At 60.5% G+C, this 16,864-nt stretch carries 12 protein-coding genes; 3 read left to right on the top strand and 9 right to left on the bottom strand.

The window, feature by feature from the left end; all coding sequences use genetic code 11:
- Positions 1 to 19: 19 nt before the first annotated feature.
- From EOC94_RS04390 to EOC94_RS04355, 8 genes are all read right to left on the bottom strand, one after another.
- A complete protein-coding gene (locus EOC94_RS04390; RefSeq protein ID WP_127288783.1) occupies positions 20 to 862 on the bottom strand; it encodes a class I fructose-bisphosphate aldolase in 843 nt (280 codons plus the stop codon).
- Positions 835 to 2,571, bottom strand: a complete 1,737-nt coding sequence (locus EOC94_RS04385) for a glycerol-3-phosphate dehydrogenase/oxidase (protein ID WP_127288781.1) — start codon at positions 2,569 to 2,571, stop codon at positions 835 to 837. The genes EOC94_RS04390 and EOC94_RS04385 overlap by 28 nt, the downstream gene beginning before the upstream one ends.
- A gap of 18 nt (positions 2,572 to 2,589) precedes the next feature.
- Positions 2,590 to 3,585, bottom strand: coding sequence for an aldo/keto reductase (locus EOC94_RS04380; RefSeq protein WP_127288779.1), 996 nt, complete (start codon positions 3,583 to 3,585; stop codon positions 2,590 to 2,592).
- Complete coding sequence (locus EOC94_RS04375; RefSeq protein ID WP_127288777.1) at positions 3,582 to 4,562, bottom strand: sugar-binding transcriptional regulator; 981 nt, start codon at positions 4,560 to 4,562, stop codon at positions 3,582 to 3,584. Before EOC94_RS04375 ends, EOC94_RS04380 begins: the two co-directional genes overlap by 4 nt.
- Before the next feature lie 28 nt (positions 4,563 to 4,590).
- Positions 4,591 to 5,580: an ABC transporter permease gene (locus EOC94_RS04370; protein WP_127288775.1), complete on the bottom strand. Its 990-nt coding sequence runs from the start codon at positions 5,578 to 5,580 to the stop codon at positions 4,591 to 4,593.
- A 19-nt stretch (positions 5,581 to 5,599) separates the two neighbouring features.
- Entirely contained in the window at positions 5,600 to 7,141 is a 1,542-nt protein-coding gene (locus EOC94_RS04365; protein ID WP_127288773.1) for a sugar ABC transporter ATP-binding protein, read from the bottom strand.
- A gap of 108 nt (positions 7,142 to 7,249) precedes the next feature.
- Positions 7,250 to 8,281, bottom strand: a complete 1,032-nt coding sequence (locus EOC94_RS04360; RefSeq protein WP_127288771.1) for a substrate-binding domain-containing protein — start codon at positions 8,279 to 8,281, stop codon at positions 7,250 to 7,252.
- 363 nt (positions 8,282 to 8,644) lie between these two features.
- A complete protein-coding gene (locus EOC94_RS04355; protein WP_095486262.1) occupies positions 8,645 to 9,028 on the bottom strand; it encodes a helix-turn-helix domain-containing protein in 384 nt (127 codons plus the stop codon).
- Between the two features lie 104 nt (positions 9,029 to 9,132).
- Here EOC94_RS04355 and EOC94_RS04350 point away from each other — a divergent pair, with 104 nt between their 5' ends.
- The gene (locus tag EOC94_RS04350; protein ID WP_127288769.1) at positions 9,133 to 10,182 is read left to right on the top strand and encodes a zinc-binding alcohol dehydrogenase family protein; all 1,050 of its coding nucleotides are present in this window, start codon (positions 9,133 to 9,135) and stop codon (positions 10,180 to 10,182) included.
- A gap of 158 nt (positions 10,183 to 10,340) precedes the next feature.
- On the opposite strand, the gene EOC94_RS04345 is transcribed toward EOC94_RS04350, so the two are convergent.
- The gene (locus tag EOC94_RS04345) at positions 10,341 to 11,723 is read right to left on the bottom strand and encodes an FAD-binding oxidoreductase (protein WP_095486260.1); all 1,383 of its coding nucleotides are present in this window, start codon (positions 11,721 to 11,723) and stop codon (positions 10,341 to 10,343) included.
- A 458-nt stretch (positions 11,724 to 12,181) separates the two neighbouring features.
- Here EOC94_RS04345 and EOC94_RS04340 point away from each other — a divergent pair, with 458 nt between their 5' ends.
- Complete coding sequence (locus EOC94_RS04340) at positions 12,182 to 15,871, top strand: PAS-domain containing protein (protein WP_127288767.1); 3,690 nt, start codon at positions 12,182 to 12,184, stop codon at positions 15,869 to 15,871.
- Positions 15,872 to 15,940: 69 nt separating this feature from the next.
- Entirely contained in the window at positions 15,941 to 16,648 is a 708-nt protein-coding gene (locus tag EOC94_RS04335; RefSeq protein ID WP_210212058.1) for a response regulator transcription factor, read from the top strand.
- The last annotated feature ends 216 nt before the right edge of the window (positions 16,649 to 16,864 follow it).

Raw genomic sequence — 16,864 nt, 5'->3', positions numbered from 1 at the left:
CTCCTCCCAAGCGCCAGGATTATTCTTGTTGGTAGAGCTCCCAGGCCGCCGCGCCGTCCGCATTCTCATGGATGATCGCCATCAATCCTCTCACGACGGCCCGAGGGTTGGAATGCTGGTATATGTTGCGGCCATAGACCATGCCTGCCGCGCCCTGCGCCATCAGCGCCGCCGACTTGTCGAAGACGGCGCGCAAATCCTCCCTGCCCCCACCGCGCACAAGGACAGGACAGCGCGCCGCCGCCACGACCCGGTGGAAGTCGTTCGGATCGGAGGTCGGGTCCGCCTTGATGATGTCGGCGCCCATCTCGCTGGCGAGCCGGGTCAGGGTGACGATCTTTTCGGGGTCGCCGTCGACCATGTAGCCTCCGCGCTCCGAGTTTGGCAGCATTGCCAGCGGCTCGATCATCAGCGGCATGCCGTATTTTTCGCAGTCGGCACGAACGCGGGCAATGTTGTGGACGCATTGCCGGAATAAGTCCGGCTCATCGGGCAGCATGAACAGATTGACGACCACGCAGGCGGCGTCCATCTCAAGCGCGCCGATCAGTGGCTCGGCTTCGTTCTGCAGGATGGCCCACATCGAGCGATGGCGGGTTTTGTTGTATGGATTGCCCATGTCTATGCGCATGACCAATGCTGGCTTATCCTTGCCGGGCAAGGACTGCAGCAGATCGGCCTGGCCATAATTCATCTGAATGGCATCCGGTCCCGCGGCGACCAGCTGGGCGACGACGCCGGCCATATCCTCGAGCCCTTCCAGGAACGACGGCTCGTTGCACACGCCATGGTCGATCGCGACGTCGAGACAGCGCGCTCCGCCGAACAACCGGTTCATGCGGACTTTCTTGTTGATGCGCATTCGGCGCTCCTTCCTTGGTCTTTTTGGGATAGCTGGTCGAGATCGACGCCGTGCCGGCGTTGCAACAGAGCAAGGAAATCGGTGCGCTCGAACGCCTTGCGCGCGGCGTCCCAGTTCTTTTCGACAGCGAGAATGTCGAGAACCGCATCGAGAAGGCCGGCCGAGAGCGCACCGGTAATGGCGATTGTCGTGCGGCGGAGCAGCAGGTCCCCCAGCTGCTCGACATATTCATTGGCGATGAGATATCGAACCTCCCGGGCCGAATAGTCGCTGCCGGGCAAGAGCTCGTCATGTCCCGCGGCCATGTGGGCGGCGACGGCATCGGCCGCGGTACCGTAGCGCTCGAAGAGGCTGCGCATGCGCTCAAGCGACAGGCCGTGCGCCGCCGCGCGTTCTGCGCACCATTTTGCGGGGGCAATGGGAAAATCCCGGCCGCCGCCGATCGGCATGTTTTCGGTGCCGACGATGCGCTGCCGGCGCAATCGCTCGAGCACGATATCGGCTGCCAATTCGCCGAACGATCGGAAGGTCGTCCATTTCCCGCCGATCATGCAGAGCGTCGGCGGCACGATACCGGCACCCTCGACAAGCTCGCAGAAATGATCGCGGGGGATGCGCCCGGTAAAACTGTCCTGGCTTATCGGCAGCGGCCTCACTCCGGTGAACTGAAAGACGATATCGGCATCGGCGATCTCGATCCCAGGAAACACGAAGGACAGGGACTGAAGAATGTATTGCCGCTCGTCATCCATGCAGCGCGCCTGGTCGGGATCGTCGACACGGATATCCGTCGACCCGACCAGCACGTTGCCGAGATAGGGAAACAGGATGCAGATCCGGCCGTCCTCGTTCTCATAATAGATCATGTGCCCGTCGAGCGCGTCATGAAGCTCGCGATTGTCGACGATCAGATGCGAACCTTTGGTGCCGCCCATAAGCTTCGGCGCAACGGCTCCGATCGCTGAATTGGTCAGGTCGATCCAGCCGCCTGTTGCGTTGACGACGAGCCGCGGCTTCACGGCTACCGTTTCGCCGGATAGTCCGTCGTTAAGCACCAGGCTCGCGTCACCGAGCGATACGCGTGCATAGTTGAGCGCCCGAGCGGACGGCTTTTCCTTCATGGTATCGCACAGCATCTCGGTACCCAGCCGCTCGGGGTGGCTGACCCAGGCATCATAGTATGTCGCCGAATTTCGAATAGCAGGATTGATTGCAGGCCAGACCTTGAGTGTCTCAGCGCGGCTCCTGAATTTGTGCGTCGGGACGACACGCCGTGCGGCGGTGAAGAAGTCATACATCGCCAAGCCGGTCTTGATGACTAATGCGCCGCGCCGGCCAGGGCGACGGCTTAGCCCAAGGAAGCGAACTGCGCCATTTGCCATGCCTGAGAACAGGTCAAAGACAGGCACCGTGGTTGGCAGTGGCGCAACGTAGTGCGGCGCGTTCTTCAACAGCCGATCGCGTTCGAGCAGAGACTCGCGGACCAGCTTGAACTCACCGTTTTCAAGATAGCGCAAGCCGCCATGAACCATGCGCGAGAGGGCTGCGCTGGCACCGGAACAGTAATCGCCCTTTTCCGCGAGCAGCACATCGACGCCCTGCAAAGCGAGTTCGCGAAACACGCTGATGCCGTTAATGCCGCCGCCTATGACGAGCACGTCAACATCGGGATTGTCGCGCAAGCCGACGATCGTCTGGATGCGATTCATCTCAGGATGCGCTTTCGATCACGCATCTATCGCCACGAGATGCCCGGCCACCGCCGCATCGACGGCCGTCAGTTCCGCGGCGCTCAGCGAAATCTCCCCTGCCCTGGCATTGTCGACCGCCTGCTTCGCGTTTCGTGCTCCACACAACGCGAAGGTGATGCCGGGCTGCGCCAGCGTCCAGGCGATGACGATCTGCGCCATGCTTGCCTGGTGGGCCTCCGCGACTGGGGTCAGGGCATGCTTCAAAGCGGCTATCTTGCGCCGGTTGGCCTGAGAGAAGCGCGGATTGTCTTTGCGCTGGTCGTCGCCGCTGAACTCACGTGCCGGATCGATCGCGCCCGAAAGCAGGCCGAGCGCAAGCGACGAATAACTGAGCGTAGCCACTTGATGCTGGCGCGCGATCGGCAGCAATGTCTGCTCAATCTCGCGATCCAGCATCGAGTATCTCTCCTGGATCGCGTCGAGCTGGCCAGTTCCTACATACTGCTGCAGCTCGGCGGCGTTGAGATTGCTTGCGCCGATGGCGCGGATCTTGCCAGCTGATTTGAGGCGTTCGAGCGCTTCCATTGTCTCGGCAATGGGGGTCGTCGGGTCCTGCCAATGAGTGATGTAGAGATCGATATAATCGGTGCCGAGCCGCCTTAGGCTCTGCTCCACTTCATAAGCGATGCCGTCGGCGCCCAGATATCGGTTCACGGGCTTTCCGTCCTGATCGAAGAAGTGGTTGCCCTTTTTCGAATGCCAGTTCAGGCCACATTTGGTGGCGATGACCGCGCGATCGCGCCGGCCCTTGATGGCCTTGCCGACGATCTCCTCGCTGCGGCCGAGACCGTAAGCCGGCGCGGTGTCGATCAGCGAGACGCCGGCTTCGATGGACGCCTGGATCGCAGCGATCGATTCTGCTTCATCGGTGCCACCCCACATCCAGCCGCCGATGGCCCAGGTGCCGAGCCCGACCGCCGAAGTGACAACGCCGGACTTGCCGATTGAGCGGGTGATCTGTCGAGAATTCATGCTGCATTTCCTTCGGCGAGCTCGAGGATCTTCAAGCCGGTGGTTTCGTCGGTGACGAGGGTATCGAGGTGAGTGCCGCGCATGGCACTGAGGATCGGGACCACCTTGCTTGCGCCGCTGGCGACCCCGATCGACTGCGGAATGGTCGCGAATTCCTCGAGCGTCAGCGAAACGAGCGAGTGGTTGAGGCGGTAGTCCGCGAGCTCGCCGTTGCCGTCTATGAGATGGGCGAGCAGTTCGCCCGCCGCGCCCGAGCGCTCGATGGCCAGCCGGTCGGCGCTTGAGGACGGGTGCAGATCGTAGTAGCTCGAATCGTCGGTCAGGATGGAACCGATGCCGACGACCGCAAGCGTTGCCTCCCGCGCCTTGCTGAAGACGTCCGAAACGGCCCGGACGCCCATCAACATGTCGCGTTGGGCCGGGCTGTCGGCAAACAGCGGCGCGTGAATCTGATAGGCGCGCCCGCCGAGCTTGTCGGCCATCAGAGACGCGACATGATTGACGTCGGTGTAATGCTTGCCCTGGACCAGGCCGGTCGCGGGAACGACCTCGACATCGTAGCTGCGGTTCGGCTTGAGGCCGGCGACGACGGCACTCACCCCCTTGCCCCCGGTTATGGAAATCGTATCGCCGTCCTTGATCGTCTCGAGCACCAGTCTGGCCGCGGCCTCGCCGACGCGCTGGAGCGCGGTCTGCGGATTGTCCGATACGGAAGGGACGACGACGGCCCTTTGGATGCCACCTATCGCGACAAGTCGCGCCTCGATGTCGACCAGTTGCTCGATCGGCGACTTGATCTTGATCTCGACAAGCCCGAGTTGATGACCGCGTTTGATCAGCCGGTTGACCGTCGCATGCGAGATGCCGAGCTCCTTGGCGATTTCAGCCTGCGTCTTGCCTTCCATGTAATGAAGCACAAGCGCCTGATACATCTGGCGGACGATCGTGATGTCGTCCCGCGAATTGGTTGGTGACATGATGGATGCTCAACTCTTGCGCTGCTGCTCAGGATTTCCTGCTGTGCAGGAAGTGGTCAATCGATACCGCCGCGAGCAGGATGCATCCCTTGATCATATCCTGCCAATAGACGGAGACGTCGAGCAGGATCAGCGAACTTGTGACGACGGAGAGCAGCGCCATGCCCAGTATGGCGCCGAAGATGGTGCCCGAGCCGCCATTGAGCGATGCCCCGCCAATCACGGCCGCGGCGATGATGTTGAGCTCCATGCCAGCGCCGAAGGTCGGGGTCGCAGCGCCAAAGCGCGACATGTAGATGACGCCGGCAAAGCCCGCGAGGGTCGAGCAGAGGACCGTGACCCAGAATTTGACCTGCTTGGTCTTGATGCCCGAAAATTGAGCCGCCTTCTCGTTGCTGCCGGTATAGAAGACCTTGCGGAACGCGGTGGCGCGCCGAAGCAGGAAATCGAAGATGGCCACGACCACGACAAAGATTACGATGACATAAGGCACATTGCCGAAGCTGCCCTGGCCGATCGCCTTGAACCCGGGCGGCAGGGTGAACAGCGAAAGCGGGGTTCCCTTGGTGATGACAAGGCAAAGACCGCGCACGATGACCATTGCCGCCAGCGACGTGATGAAGTGATTGAGCCCGATGACGGTCACGAAGAAGCCCATCGCCGCGCCGATCAGCGCGCTGGCGCCTATCCCGATGAGGCTCGCGGTCCACGGGTCCAGTCCCATCAGGAAGAGAGCGCCTGACACGACCATGGAGAAGCAGACCACCGACCCGACGGAAAGATCGATGCCGCCGACAATGAGGAGTATCGTCATGCCGACCACGACGATGCCTTCAATGGAGAAGCTCATCAGCATGGCCCGGAAATTTCCCCAGGTCAGGAAATGCGGCGAGGCGAATGTCATGGCGATGCACAGCGCCAGCATGATTGCGATCAGCCCCGCTTCGCGCATTGACCCCAGACGCAGCCAGTTGCGCCCGCCGAGCCCCGGGGCGCTCGCCTTGATTTCAGCGTCCATGAGGGTTCCTCCGGTCTGTCTAAGCGACATTGTGAGCCTGCCTTGCGTTTGATCGTTGCTGCCGGACACCCGAAGCCAGCAGCATGATCGCCTCTTCGGTCAATTCGTCCGCCCCTAATTCGCCAACGATGGCCCCTTCGTGCACGACAAGCACCCGGTCACTGAGCCCGATCAATTCCGGAAGCTCGGATGAAATCACGATGACGCCGACGCCCCGCTCGGCAAGGTCGCGAAGCAGGCGATGAATTTCCACTTTGGCGCCGACATCGACCCCGCGTGTCGGCTCGTCCAGAATGACCACTTTGGGGCCAACCGAAAGAAGCCTGGCGATGGCCACTTTCTGCTGGTTGCCACCACTGAGCGTCGACACCTGTGTCTCGATGCCGCCCATCCGCACACCGTGGCGCTCCACCAGGTCGACGGCTTGCTTTGCCTCGGCGCGGCGATCGAGCAGCCCAAGGGGTGTGGTCAGTTTCCGAAGGTCCAGCGCGGAGATGTTCGACGAAATCGACAGGTCCAGGAACAGGCCCGACGCCTTGCGGTCCTCGGAGAGATAGACCAGGCCCGCGCGCACTGCATCGCTGTAGGTCCTGATGCTGACCGGCTCGCCATTGAGTTCGACCGATCCCGACACTTTCGGGCGCAAGCCGCAAACGGTCTGAACCATCTCGCTGCGGCCGGCGCCAATCAATCCGCCGATGCCAAGAATTTCGCCTGCACGAAGCGCGAAGCTGACGCCGTCCGAACCCTGTCGATAGGAGAGGTTCCCGACCGACAGCACAGGACGGTCGCCGCGCCGTTCAGGCGAGAGCTTTTGCGGATAGAGCTGCGTGATTTCGCGCCCGACCATCTTGCGAACGACATCATTGGGAGTGACCGAAGCGATCAAATTGGTCGCCACATATCTGCCGTCACGAAAGACCGTGACGCGGTCGCACAGGCTGAAGATCTCGGCCATGCGGTGGCTGATGTAGATGATTGAAATTCCGCGCGCCTTGAGATCGCGGACGATTGCGAAAAGGCGCCGCGCCTCGGTCTCGGTCAGGGCGGCTGTCGGCTCGTCGAGCATCAGCACGCGGCATTCGAGCGTCAACGCCTTGGCGATTTCCACAAGTTGCTGGTTGGAAATCGAAAGCTCGGCGACCGGCGTCTCGACCGGGATCGGCGCCAGCAGGTCCATTATCTTTTGCGCATCGGCGTAGAGCCGACGAAAATTCATCAGGGGCGCGCGCCGGTTGTTGATCGCCGCCATGAGAATATTCTCGGCGACCGTAGCATCCTGGCAGAGCGCGATTTCCTGATGGACGAGCCCTATGCCAAGCCGCTGCGCGGCGGATGGCGATGCGATGGTGATGTCCTTGCCTTCGAGATGAATGGTGCCTTCGTCGGGTTGCACAATGCCGGCGATGATATTCATCAGCGTGGACTTGCCCGCGCCATTCTCGCCGCACAGCGCGTGAATTTCGCCCCGCTGCAGCGTGAAATCGACCCCGGTCAGCGCTTTGATAGCGCCGAAGGATTTCGAGATGTCGCGGATTTCAAGAATGGCGGCGGCAGTCACCCCGTCCCCCTGCAGCGTTGATATTGACGATAATGGCCCGGTCGACGGGGCGCGAGCGCGCCCCGTTCGGTTCGAGCATTTCCGAGAGAACTCCGAAGACGGCGGGGCTTACTCCTCGATGCCCTTGGTGCCGCGCCGCGTGAGGTAGGCATCCCAATAGAAATCGTCAGCGTTTTCCGCAGTGACGATGGAAAAGCCGTTGTCGACGAAAGGCACGCCCATGCTGTTGAATCCGGATCGCCGGGCGTCGTTCATCGGATCAATCAGCTCAGGATGCTTGGCCAGCCACAGCAGCATGAATCCCATGTAGCCCTGCATGCCCTGGTTCGGGTTGACCGAGCCAAAGATTTCGCCCGCCTTGATCATATCGAGGATCTTGGCGTTGACGTCGGCCAGCATAACTCGGATCTTGCCGCCGCCCTCCTTCGCGGCCTGCGCTGCGCCGATTGCCGAGTTGGCTTCCGGCATGAACACTGCGCCCAGTTCGGGATGCGCCTGGGCGAGGCTGAGCACGGCCTGATAGGCCTTCGTCGCGTCCTGGTTCGAAGCCGCGCGGCCGACGAGCTTCATATCCGGCCATTTGGCTTCCATGCGGGCGATGAAGGCGGCGATGCGCTTGTCGTGATTATCCTGTCCGGGGTTTTCGAGGACCGCGTATTCACCCTTGCCGTCCATCGCCTTGGCAACGGCATCGGCGGCATAGGTGCCTTCGGCGACGTTGTCGGAGGTGATGTAGGATACTCGTTTGGAGTTGGGCGAATCTGCGGCGAATGTGACTACTGCCGTTCCCTGGTCTATGGCCCGATTGATTGGCTCGATGAATGGATCGGAGTTCATCGGATGCACCAGGATGCCAGCCGGCTTCTGAGCCAGCGCCTGGTCGAATGTCGCTATCTGCTTATTCACGTCGTATTCCGGCGTTCCGGTGTATTCGGTCTCGCAACCGAACTGCTGTCCAGCCTGCTTGAACATCTCGTAGACCGGGAACCAATATTCGACGCCGGAAACCATGACGTTCATGACGTATTTTTCACCCGGCTCGCATTTGAACGGGTTCGCGGCCTGGGCCGCGGCGTGGCTTGCCCCCAACACAGTGGTGGCTGCTGCCGAAATGGCGAGCATGCTCAAAAATTTGCGCAAGAATCCTCCCTCGGCCGAAGCCTGGTCAATTGGACGGTCGGACACTTACGTGCCGCCGCTCGTGGTTGCTGACACCGAACCTCCTCCCGAGGCCCAGCAGTTGATCATTTGCAGGAGTTCGCTCAACTGTCAATAAAATTCATATGCAGAAATATATTTCATACTTGCTTGGTGCATCCGCCGAGCGAGACACCATGCTCGCCATCGCAGCGGCCGACCTCGTGCATGTGGACCGGCGCCGGAGCATGACCCTAGCTCGACTTCCACTATGCTATTGATATTGCAGTTATTATTAATTTGTGTCGGAGGTCACCAACCTCAAGGTCGCATTGCGCCATCTCAAAGTCCGCATGCTGCCGCTATCTATGAATTCCGCGAAACAGTCCGGCGGGCGTGAGTTGCAGCCTGCTTCGTACGCTGGCGCTCGAGCCGCGCCTCGCCCCATTTCGAAAGCATCTCCACAATAGGCCGGAGACTTTCACCTTCCTCGCTGACGCGGTACTCCACCCGCGGTGGAACTACGGCATAGACCGTCCTGCTGACCAGGTCTGCCTCCTCCAGATCCCGAAGTTGCTTGGTGAGAAGCCGGGCGGTGATACCGGGTACACGGCGATGCAGCTCGTTGAAGCGCAAGCAGCCGGCGTCGAGCAGATGAAATAGCACGACGCCCTTCCAACGCCCGTCGATAAGGTCGAGCGTAACCTCCACCGGGCATCCCGGCACATCAACATAGTGCTTTACCTTCATCCCGACGGTTCCCTTTTGGGAAGTTAATACGCCAAACAGCCGTATTGGCAAAGTCTGTCGCAATGGCAATTTGCTCGGTGTTTCAGCATCGAAAAGGAATTCCCATGCAGGCTATCGGCTACCGTCCAGGCTCCGCCTTGTCCGACCCTCAATGCTTCGTAGAGATCAGCAAAGAGTATCCCAAGCCGCGCCCGCGCGATCTCTTGGTCTCGGTACGCGCGGTCTCTGTCAATCCGGTCGATACCAAGATCCGCAACGGCCAGGTTTTCCTAGGCGAAGAGATCGACGTCCTCGGCTGGGATGTTGCAGGGGTCGTTGTCGATGTTGGTGCCGACGTCACGCTCTTTCGCCCAGGCGATGAAGTCTTCTATTCGGGCAATCTCAATCGGCCCGGTGCCAATGCGGAATTGCACGCGGTAGACGAACGTCTCGTGGGTCGCAAGCCGGCCCGGCTCACATTCATGCAGGCGGCAGCGCTGCCTCTTACGTCGCTGACGGCCTGGGAGTTACTGTTCGACCGCCTCGACGTTACGCCCGGAAGGCTGCACGATGGCGGCACGCTGCTGATCATCGGCGGGGCGGGCGGTGTCGGCTCGATGCTGATCCAGCTGGCGCGACGCCTCACCGGCCTGACCGTCATCGCGACCGCCTCACGGCCCGAGAGCCGGGAGTGGTGCCTGTCGCTCGGGGCGCACCATGTCATCGATCATTCGCGATCGATGATCGAGGAGCTTGCCGCTACAGGCGCTTCGGCAATCACCCACATCGCAGCCCTCAACCAGACAGAGCAGCATTGGGCTGCGATCGCAGCGATCATTGCCCCCTACGGCAAGGTCGGAGTCATCACCAACCATGCAATCCTTGATGCGACGCCGCTTCGGTCGAAAAGCGCTTCGTTGCATTGGGAGGACGTGGTGACGCGACCTCATTCTGGCGGTGCCGACATGGTCGCTCATCACAGGATTCTCGAAGAGGTCTCGGCGCTCGCTGACTCCGGTGTCCTGCGCTCCACAGTGACGACCGACCTTGGAAAGCTCACGCCCAGCAGTCTTCTGGAGGCGCATCGGCTTGTTGAGGGCGGCCGCATGTTGGGAAAAGTCGTCTTAGAGGGATTGTCGACCGAAATGGGGGCGCGCCACTACCCGCGACGATGACGGCGAGGGCTGATGATCGCAGGCCAATTGCTGTCTTGCATTTCCAGTTCGTAAGGGCCGCTTTCCGGTCAGCCCTCGATGGAACGCGACACCGGCTTTCGCATGCCACAAGCCTGTCCGCCTCGGCGTGACCCAAAGACGGACAGGCTCAGCCCGGCTTACGGCCGGATGTTGTGGTTGACGCGGAAGAGGTTCGCCGGATCGTATTTGCGCTTAACCGAGACGAGCCGCTCATAGTTGGCACCGTAGGCGGCGCGCACGCGCGCTTCACCTTCATCATCCATCATGAAGTTGATGTAGGCGCCGCCATGCGGGTTGTGCTTGTGCACCGCGGCCCAATACTCGCTTGCCCAGCGCCTCAGCTCCGACGCCTTCGTCGGGTCGGGATCGATGCCCGCGATAACCATGGACCAACGCGCTCGCCGCGCCCCCCAGGCGGTGGCGTCCGGAGCCACGTCCTGAACCGCTCCGTCGATGGGGTAGAGATGCATCAGCGACAGCTCGCTCGGGGTCTTCGAGCCGTGCTCGGCATGGGCAGCGATGGCCGCATCGGACAGCTCGTCGACATAATCGCCCTTCCAGTACCACTGCAAGCCCTTCGGCAGCAGCGGATCAAACAGCGCCTGCAGATCGACGAAGGGCATCTGCACCATACCGTCCATCAAAGGCTTGGGAAGCGCGTCGCGCACGGGCTGCATCGCCCGGATGCCGTCCTCCTCTGCGCCGTTGTAGCAACTGATCAGCGCGCATATGCGCCTTCCCCAGATCTCGCGCGGGAAAGGGTCGCAGGAGGGCACCGTCTTGATGCCGAAGAACATCCCGAGCTCTCGCGGCGCTCCGGGCAGGAAGTCGCGGTACCAGCGCATGATCTCCGCGGCATCTGCGATGTCGAAGAAGATCGGCCCGGCATAGACATCCTTCGCCGGATGCGCCTGAAATATGAAGCGCGTCACAACGCCGAAGTTGCCGCCGCCGCCGCGCAGCGCCCAGAACAGCTCCGGGTGTTCGTCCTCACTTGCCGTCACGACGCTGCCGTCGGCCAGCACGACCTCGGCCGCAAGCAGATTGTCAATGGTGAGGCCGTGTTTGCGCGTGAGATGGCCGGTGCCGCCTCCCAGCGTCAGTCCGGCGACGCCTGTGGTCGCGACGATGCCCGCCGGCACCGCCAGCCCATGAACGCTGGTGGCGCGGTCGACATCGCCTTGGGTGCAGCCGGCCTCGACGCGAACCGTTCGAGTCGTGGGATCGATATCGACCCGTTTCATCGGCGACATGTCGATGACCATCCCGCCGTCGCAACTGCCGAAGCCTGGACCGTTGTGGCCGCCGCCGCGAATGGCAAGAAGCAAATGCTTCTCTCGGGCGTAATTGACGGCCGCGACGACGTCGGCGACCTCGGCGCAAGGGATGATCCAGCGCGGCCTCTTGTCGATCATAGCGTTGTAGAGCCCGCGAGCCTCTTCATAGACCGGATGGTTTTGGTCAATAAGGCTCGCGCGGAGCCGGTCGGGGAAATCATACGAAGTTACTGGCTTATCCATTTTGAACCCTCAGGTTTCGGAGCAAGACGCGTCGGCAACTCGCCAAGACTAGATTGTTCGTCCTGGGCGCCGGACATTTGCGTTTCGCCGGTTGAATCTGCCGCACTGCGGCTCTTCTTGTCATACACCGCCTTCGTTTCAGACGTTTTTCTGTGACGCCGTGGGAATGTTTCGTTTGTTTCAGCGGCACGCTCGAAGGGGATGACAGGCGGCATTTTGTGGCTGGTTAAGATCCCGAGTCGTTAGCTCGAGCCGTGGTTTCGGCCGTGCAATCTAGGCCATTCATGTTTCGGCCGTTTTTCTGGAGCGTTGGATAGATTTCGTTTTCACGCCAGCGCTGGCGAAGACTCCCACGCGCCGAAACAGTTGAAACAAATCACGCAGCGTCTGAATGTGTGCTGAAACAAAGAGGGTCTAATATCCGCCCTCGGAACATCACGCGAACAAAGGGAACGTCCATGCGGCCTGATAATCCGGTTACATCCACACCCACAGGCTATGCCCTCTTTGACGCCAACAATGTCCTCGTTGGTAGCAATCCGGAGATATTTGGAAGCCAGCGGCTCGACCGCGGCGAGATGCAGCCGATGGACGCCATTGCCGCAATCGCCGAAGCCCTCTCATGTCTGAAAAGTTTCGACGGCCGCCCGATCGAGCCGGGCAACGCGTTCGCTGAAAGCGCTGCGGCGCGATGGATGCAAATCGACGACGCTCCTGTTGAAGCGGAGACTTTGGATGGGCGGTGGAAGTTGCTCACGGCACATCCTCGGCCGGACGGTGGCATCGCCCTGGTAAGCGTCGACATTACTGACATGAAGCGAGCGCAGATCGCGCACCTGGAAAACGCCGAGATATTCCGCTGCATCACGGACAGTCACCCGCTGCCCGTTTGGGTGGTGGACGCGGGAAGCGGGCAAATCCTCTATGAAAGCCTCGATGCGTCGAACCTGCTTGGCCGAAAATGGACGTCGAACGAACCGCAATTCCTGACGGATCATTTCGTGAATACTGGCGAATTCGATGAAATCAGGTCTCTTGCCAACAACAGCGACATCGTGCGGGATCACGAAATCCAGCTTAGAAACGCGAGCGGATCGACTGTCTGGTGTTCGACCAACTGCCGTCGCGGTGTTTATGGCGGGCGCCGCTCGCTCATCATCGGGGTGTTGGACATCACGGAACGGAAGCAGCGCGAGGATCTGTTCGGTTTCTTGATCAAGCATCATCCGTTGCCGGTATGGATGAACGACGCGAGTTCGGGGGAACTCATCTACCAGAGCAATGCTGCCGAACGGCTGCTTGGATGGAGCAAAAAGGCGCAACGCGAGACGGTGCGGCTCGGCGATTACTTTGTCGACCCCGAGAAACACCGGGAAATCAATCGGGAGCTCATGCAAAAGGGCGTCGTCGAAAATTGCGAGGTGCTTCTTAAAAGACCCGACGGCCAAGAGTTCTGGGCCACGGGCAATCTCAGGATCGTCGAGTTCCAGGGCCGGCGAGTGGTTCTCGCCGGCATCGCCGATGTGACCAAGCAGAAGAAGCGTGACGGCGAGGTCGCTGCGGCGCGGGAGATGCTCGCAGACGCCGTTGAATCACTCTCCGAGGGGTTCGCACTGTACGACGAAGATCACCGCCTGGTCATGTGCAACAGCCTTTACCGCGAGCTGAACCACCCGGTGCGGGATCTCGTTAAACCGGGCGTGGAATGGGCCGAACTCCTTCGCGAATCCGCCAAGCGCGGCGTGTACCGCAATGCGGTTGGGCGCGAGGATGAGTGGCTGGACGAGCGGATTCAAGGCCGGATCGAGTTTCACTCCCATTTCGAAGTCCCCCTCTCCGACGGCAAATGGCACTCGGTATCGATACATCCCACCGATCTTGGCGGCTTCGTCGTAACGCGCGCCGACATCAGCGAGCGCAAGAAGGCCGAGGCTGCCGAGCGCGACGCCACGGCACTGCTGCAAAAGGTGCTCGATGCCTGCCCTTCGCCGATACACATGACCACGATCGAGGGAGAAACGCTCTACCGCAATCCTGCTACCAGAGATCTCTACGCCGACCGTCCTCGAATAACCGACCACTATGTCGATCCAGACTATAGCGCAATATTGGAGCGCACCCTGATCGAAAAGGGCAGGATCGATGATTTTCGGATCCAGCAGTACGACACCGAGAACAAGGCCTTCTGGGCTTCGATTTCCGCTCGCCTGATCGATTTCCAGGGAAGGCAGGTGATAGTGTCGAACACGACGAATATCACCGACATGATCGCCGCCCAGCAAGAAACGCGCAAGGCCAACGAGCGGCTGATCGACGCGATCGAATCTCTGGCCGAAGGGTTTGCCCTCTACGACAGGAACGATTGCCTGGTGCTGGCCAACAGCAGGTACCGCCAGATGCACGCGATAAGCGCGGATGTGCTCGTTCCCGGCGTGAACTGGTTCGAGTTCCTCCGCGTGACCGCAGAGCGCAACCAGTTTCCGGTTCCACGGGACAAGATCGACGACTGGCTTGCCGAGAGGGCAAGGGACCGCCGCGAATTCCGGCAACAGGAATTCCGTCACACAGACGGGGGTTGGTTTTTCGTCTCGAACTGTCCGACCCGCGAAGGCGGGTTCGTGGTCACCCGTGTCGACATTACAGAGCGCAAGCGGGCCGAGGAGGCCGCCAAGGAAGCGGATGAAATGGTCCGCAAGGTCCTCGAAGCCTGCCCCGTCAACATCCAGATGACCCGCGCGCATGACGGGAAGCTGCTTTACCGCAGCCCCGCCACCGTTGAGCTGCTCGGCAACGTGACCAGCGCCATCGACTACTATGTCGATCCTTCAGCGCGGATGCGATACGTTGAGCGGCTGCTCGCGATGGGGTTGGTCGACGATTTCGAAACCCAGCTCAAACGCAAGGACGGTGGAACCTGCTGGTGCTCGATTTCGTCTCGACTGATCGATTACCACGGTGAGAAGGTGATTGTTTCCCACGCCTACGATCTCACCGACCGTATCGAAATGCAGCAGGAATTGGAGCGGCAGCGCGAGACGCTGCACCAGAACGAGAAAATGTCGGCGCTCGGCGGATTGCTGGCGGGGGTGGCGCATGAACTCAACAATCCGCTCTCGGTGGTGCTTGGCCTGTCATCGCTGTTGAAGGAGACCGCAACCGACGCCAAGGTCGTGGAACGCGCCGACAAGATGAGCAAGGCAGCCGAACGCTGCGCCAGGATCGTCAAGACTTTCCTGGCTATGGCCAGACAGCAGCCGACGCGAACCTCAAACGTTGCGATCGATGACATTATTTCCGAAGCGGTGGACGTGGCGAGCTATTCGATTCGATCGTCGGACATCGGGCTTTCAGTTCATCTTGAACCTGGTCTTCCCCCGATCTGGGCGGATCCCGATCAGCTTGCCCAGGTGCTGATCAATTTGCTTGTCAATGCAGAACAGGCGCTGCACGGCTGGGAAGGGCGACGGACAATCACGGTTTCAACGCGGCTTCATCCCACGACCGGCAAAATAGTCGTCAGCGTTGCCGACACGGGTCCGGGAATTTCCAAAGAGATACTTCCCCGCATTTTCGAGCCGTTCTTCACGACGAAAGAGATTGGGGCAGGAACCGGAATCGGGCTATCCTTCTGTCATCGGATCGTTCAATCCCATGGAGGAACCATCGAGGTCGAATCCCCCGAGGGGGGTGGCTCGACCTTCATACTTTCGCTGCCCGCTTCGGACCGTCTCGACGAACGAGCCGAAACGGCCGAAGACGAGCTCCCGAATTCAACCGGCATTGCTTGTCTGGTGGTGGACGACGAAGAGGAAGTGGGTGAGCTGGTCGCTGAGGTGCTCAGACGAGATGGTTTCAACGTCACCTTTGCCAGATCCGGCGAAGAAGCGCTGCTGCACCTCCAGAACCGCACTTTCGCGCTGATCCTGAGCGATCTGAAAATGCCGAACATGGACGGACGGGGATTGTTCAACCAGATTGCCAAGCTCCATCCGGCCGAGCTCGACAGGTTAGCCTTCCTGACGGGGGACACGATCAGCCCGGACGCGCAGATGTTCCTGCGCGCCGCGAAACGGCCCTATCTTGAGAAACCGATCAAACCTAACGAGCTCCTTTCGTTTGTCTCGAACTTGGTTAACAACAATACTTGACAGATCCATTGAATTGCACGTCACTCCAGAGGCAACTTTTCCATTAGGCTAGTTGCTCGGTGGTCGATTTTGACGACGCAAGCACACGTAGTTGTCTGCGATGACGAACCGGATATCCGCGACACGGTGGCGGAATATCTGGAGCATCATGGCTATGCCGTGACGCCGGCCAATGCAGGGCCTGCCCTGCGTGAACTTGTTGATAGCCAGCACGTCGATGTGGTCATATTGGATATCCGAATGCCAGGAGAGGATGGCCTCTCCCTGGCGCGATATCTACGAGAGCACTCAGACGTTGCCATTATCATGCTGACCGGATCGGCGGAAATCGTCGACCGCGTTGTCGGATTGGAGATTGGCGCCGACGACTATGTCGCGAAGCCCGTGGACCTGCGGGAGCTGCTGGCGCGGGTAAAGGCCGTGCTGCGCAGAACATCGGCGAGCGAAAGAGCTGCGGAGAAAGCGAGCACTCCGGGCCACCAGGTCCAGTTCGGCAAGTGCCGCTTCGACCCGGACGCACACAAATTATACAACGCCGACGGGGCCGAAATAGCGATCACCGCGATGGAGTTCCGGCTTCTGAAAGTATTCAGCGAACATCGCGGACGAGTACTCAACCGCGATCAACTGCTCGAACTCGCCCACGACCGCGGATGGGATCCCTTCGATCGCAGCATCGACATTCGCGTTTCGCGCCTGCGGAAGAAAATTGAGGTCGATCCCTCCAAGCCGGAGGTGATCAGGACAATCCGCGGCATGGGTTACCTCTACTCTTGAGCGCGCCGCTGCCTAGTTGGACCAGCGCAGCCCTTGCGGCCGAGGTATTGCGATTTTGTGGCTCCCCCGCTCAAACTTCTGATTTTCGGGATCCATGCTGCGTTGGGTTGCGGTTCCACTATGACGTGTGGGCACTGAAAGGCAGGCGTGCAGGCCAAGCCTGTCTTCTCGACACCTGGAATTGTGTGCCGCAGCCGCCGGGTTGCGAGGCTGCGA

This window comes from Mesorhizobium sp. M6A.T.Ce.TU.016.01.1.1, assembly GCF_003997065.1.
GTDB classification, from domain to species: domain Bacteria; phylum Pseudomonadota; class Alphaproteobacteria; order Rhizobiales; family Rhizobiaceae; genus Mesorhizobium; species Mesorhizobium mediterraneum.
Note: the sequence above shows the minus strand (reverse complement) of the source record. Positions and strands in the feature narration are given on the sequence as shown.

Coding starts and splice junctions, on each gene's coding strand:
- EOC94_RS04355 (WP_095486262.1), bottom strand. CDS start 9,028: ATGAAGGTAAAGCACTATGTTGATGTGCCGGGATGCCCGGTGGAGGTT.
- EOC94_RS04385 (WP_127288781.1), bottom strand. CDS start 2,571: ATGAATCGCATCCAGACGATCGTCGGCTTGCGCGACAATCCCGATGTT.
- EOC94_RS04345 (WP_095486260.1), bottom strand. CDS start 11,723: ATGGATAAGCCAGTAACTTCGTATGATTTCCCCGACCGGCTCCGCGCG.
- EOC94_RS04340 (WP_127288767.1), top strand. CDS start 12,182: ATGCGGCCTGATAATCCGGTTACATCCACACCCACAGGCTATGCCCTC.
- EOC94_RS04370 (WP_127288775.1), bottom strand. CDS start 5,580: ATGGACGCTGAAATCAAGGCGAGCGCCCCGGGGCTCGGCGGGCGCAAC.
- EOC94_RS04390 (WP_127288783.1), bottom strand. CDS start 862: ATGCGCATCAACAAGAAAGTCCGCATGAACCGGTTGTTCGGCGGAGCG.
- EOC94_RS04375 (WP_127288777.1), bottom strand. CDS start 4,562: ATGTCACCAACCAATTCGCGGGACGACATCACGATCGTCCGCCAGATG.
- EOC94_RS04380 (WP_127288779.1), bottom strand. CDS start 3,585: ATGAATTCTCGACAGATCACCCGCTCAATCGGCAAGTCCGGCGTTGTC.
- EOC94_RS04350 (WP_127288769.1), top strand. CDS start 9,133: ATGCAGGCTATCGGCTACCGTCCAGGCTCCGCCTTGTCCGACCCTCAA.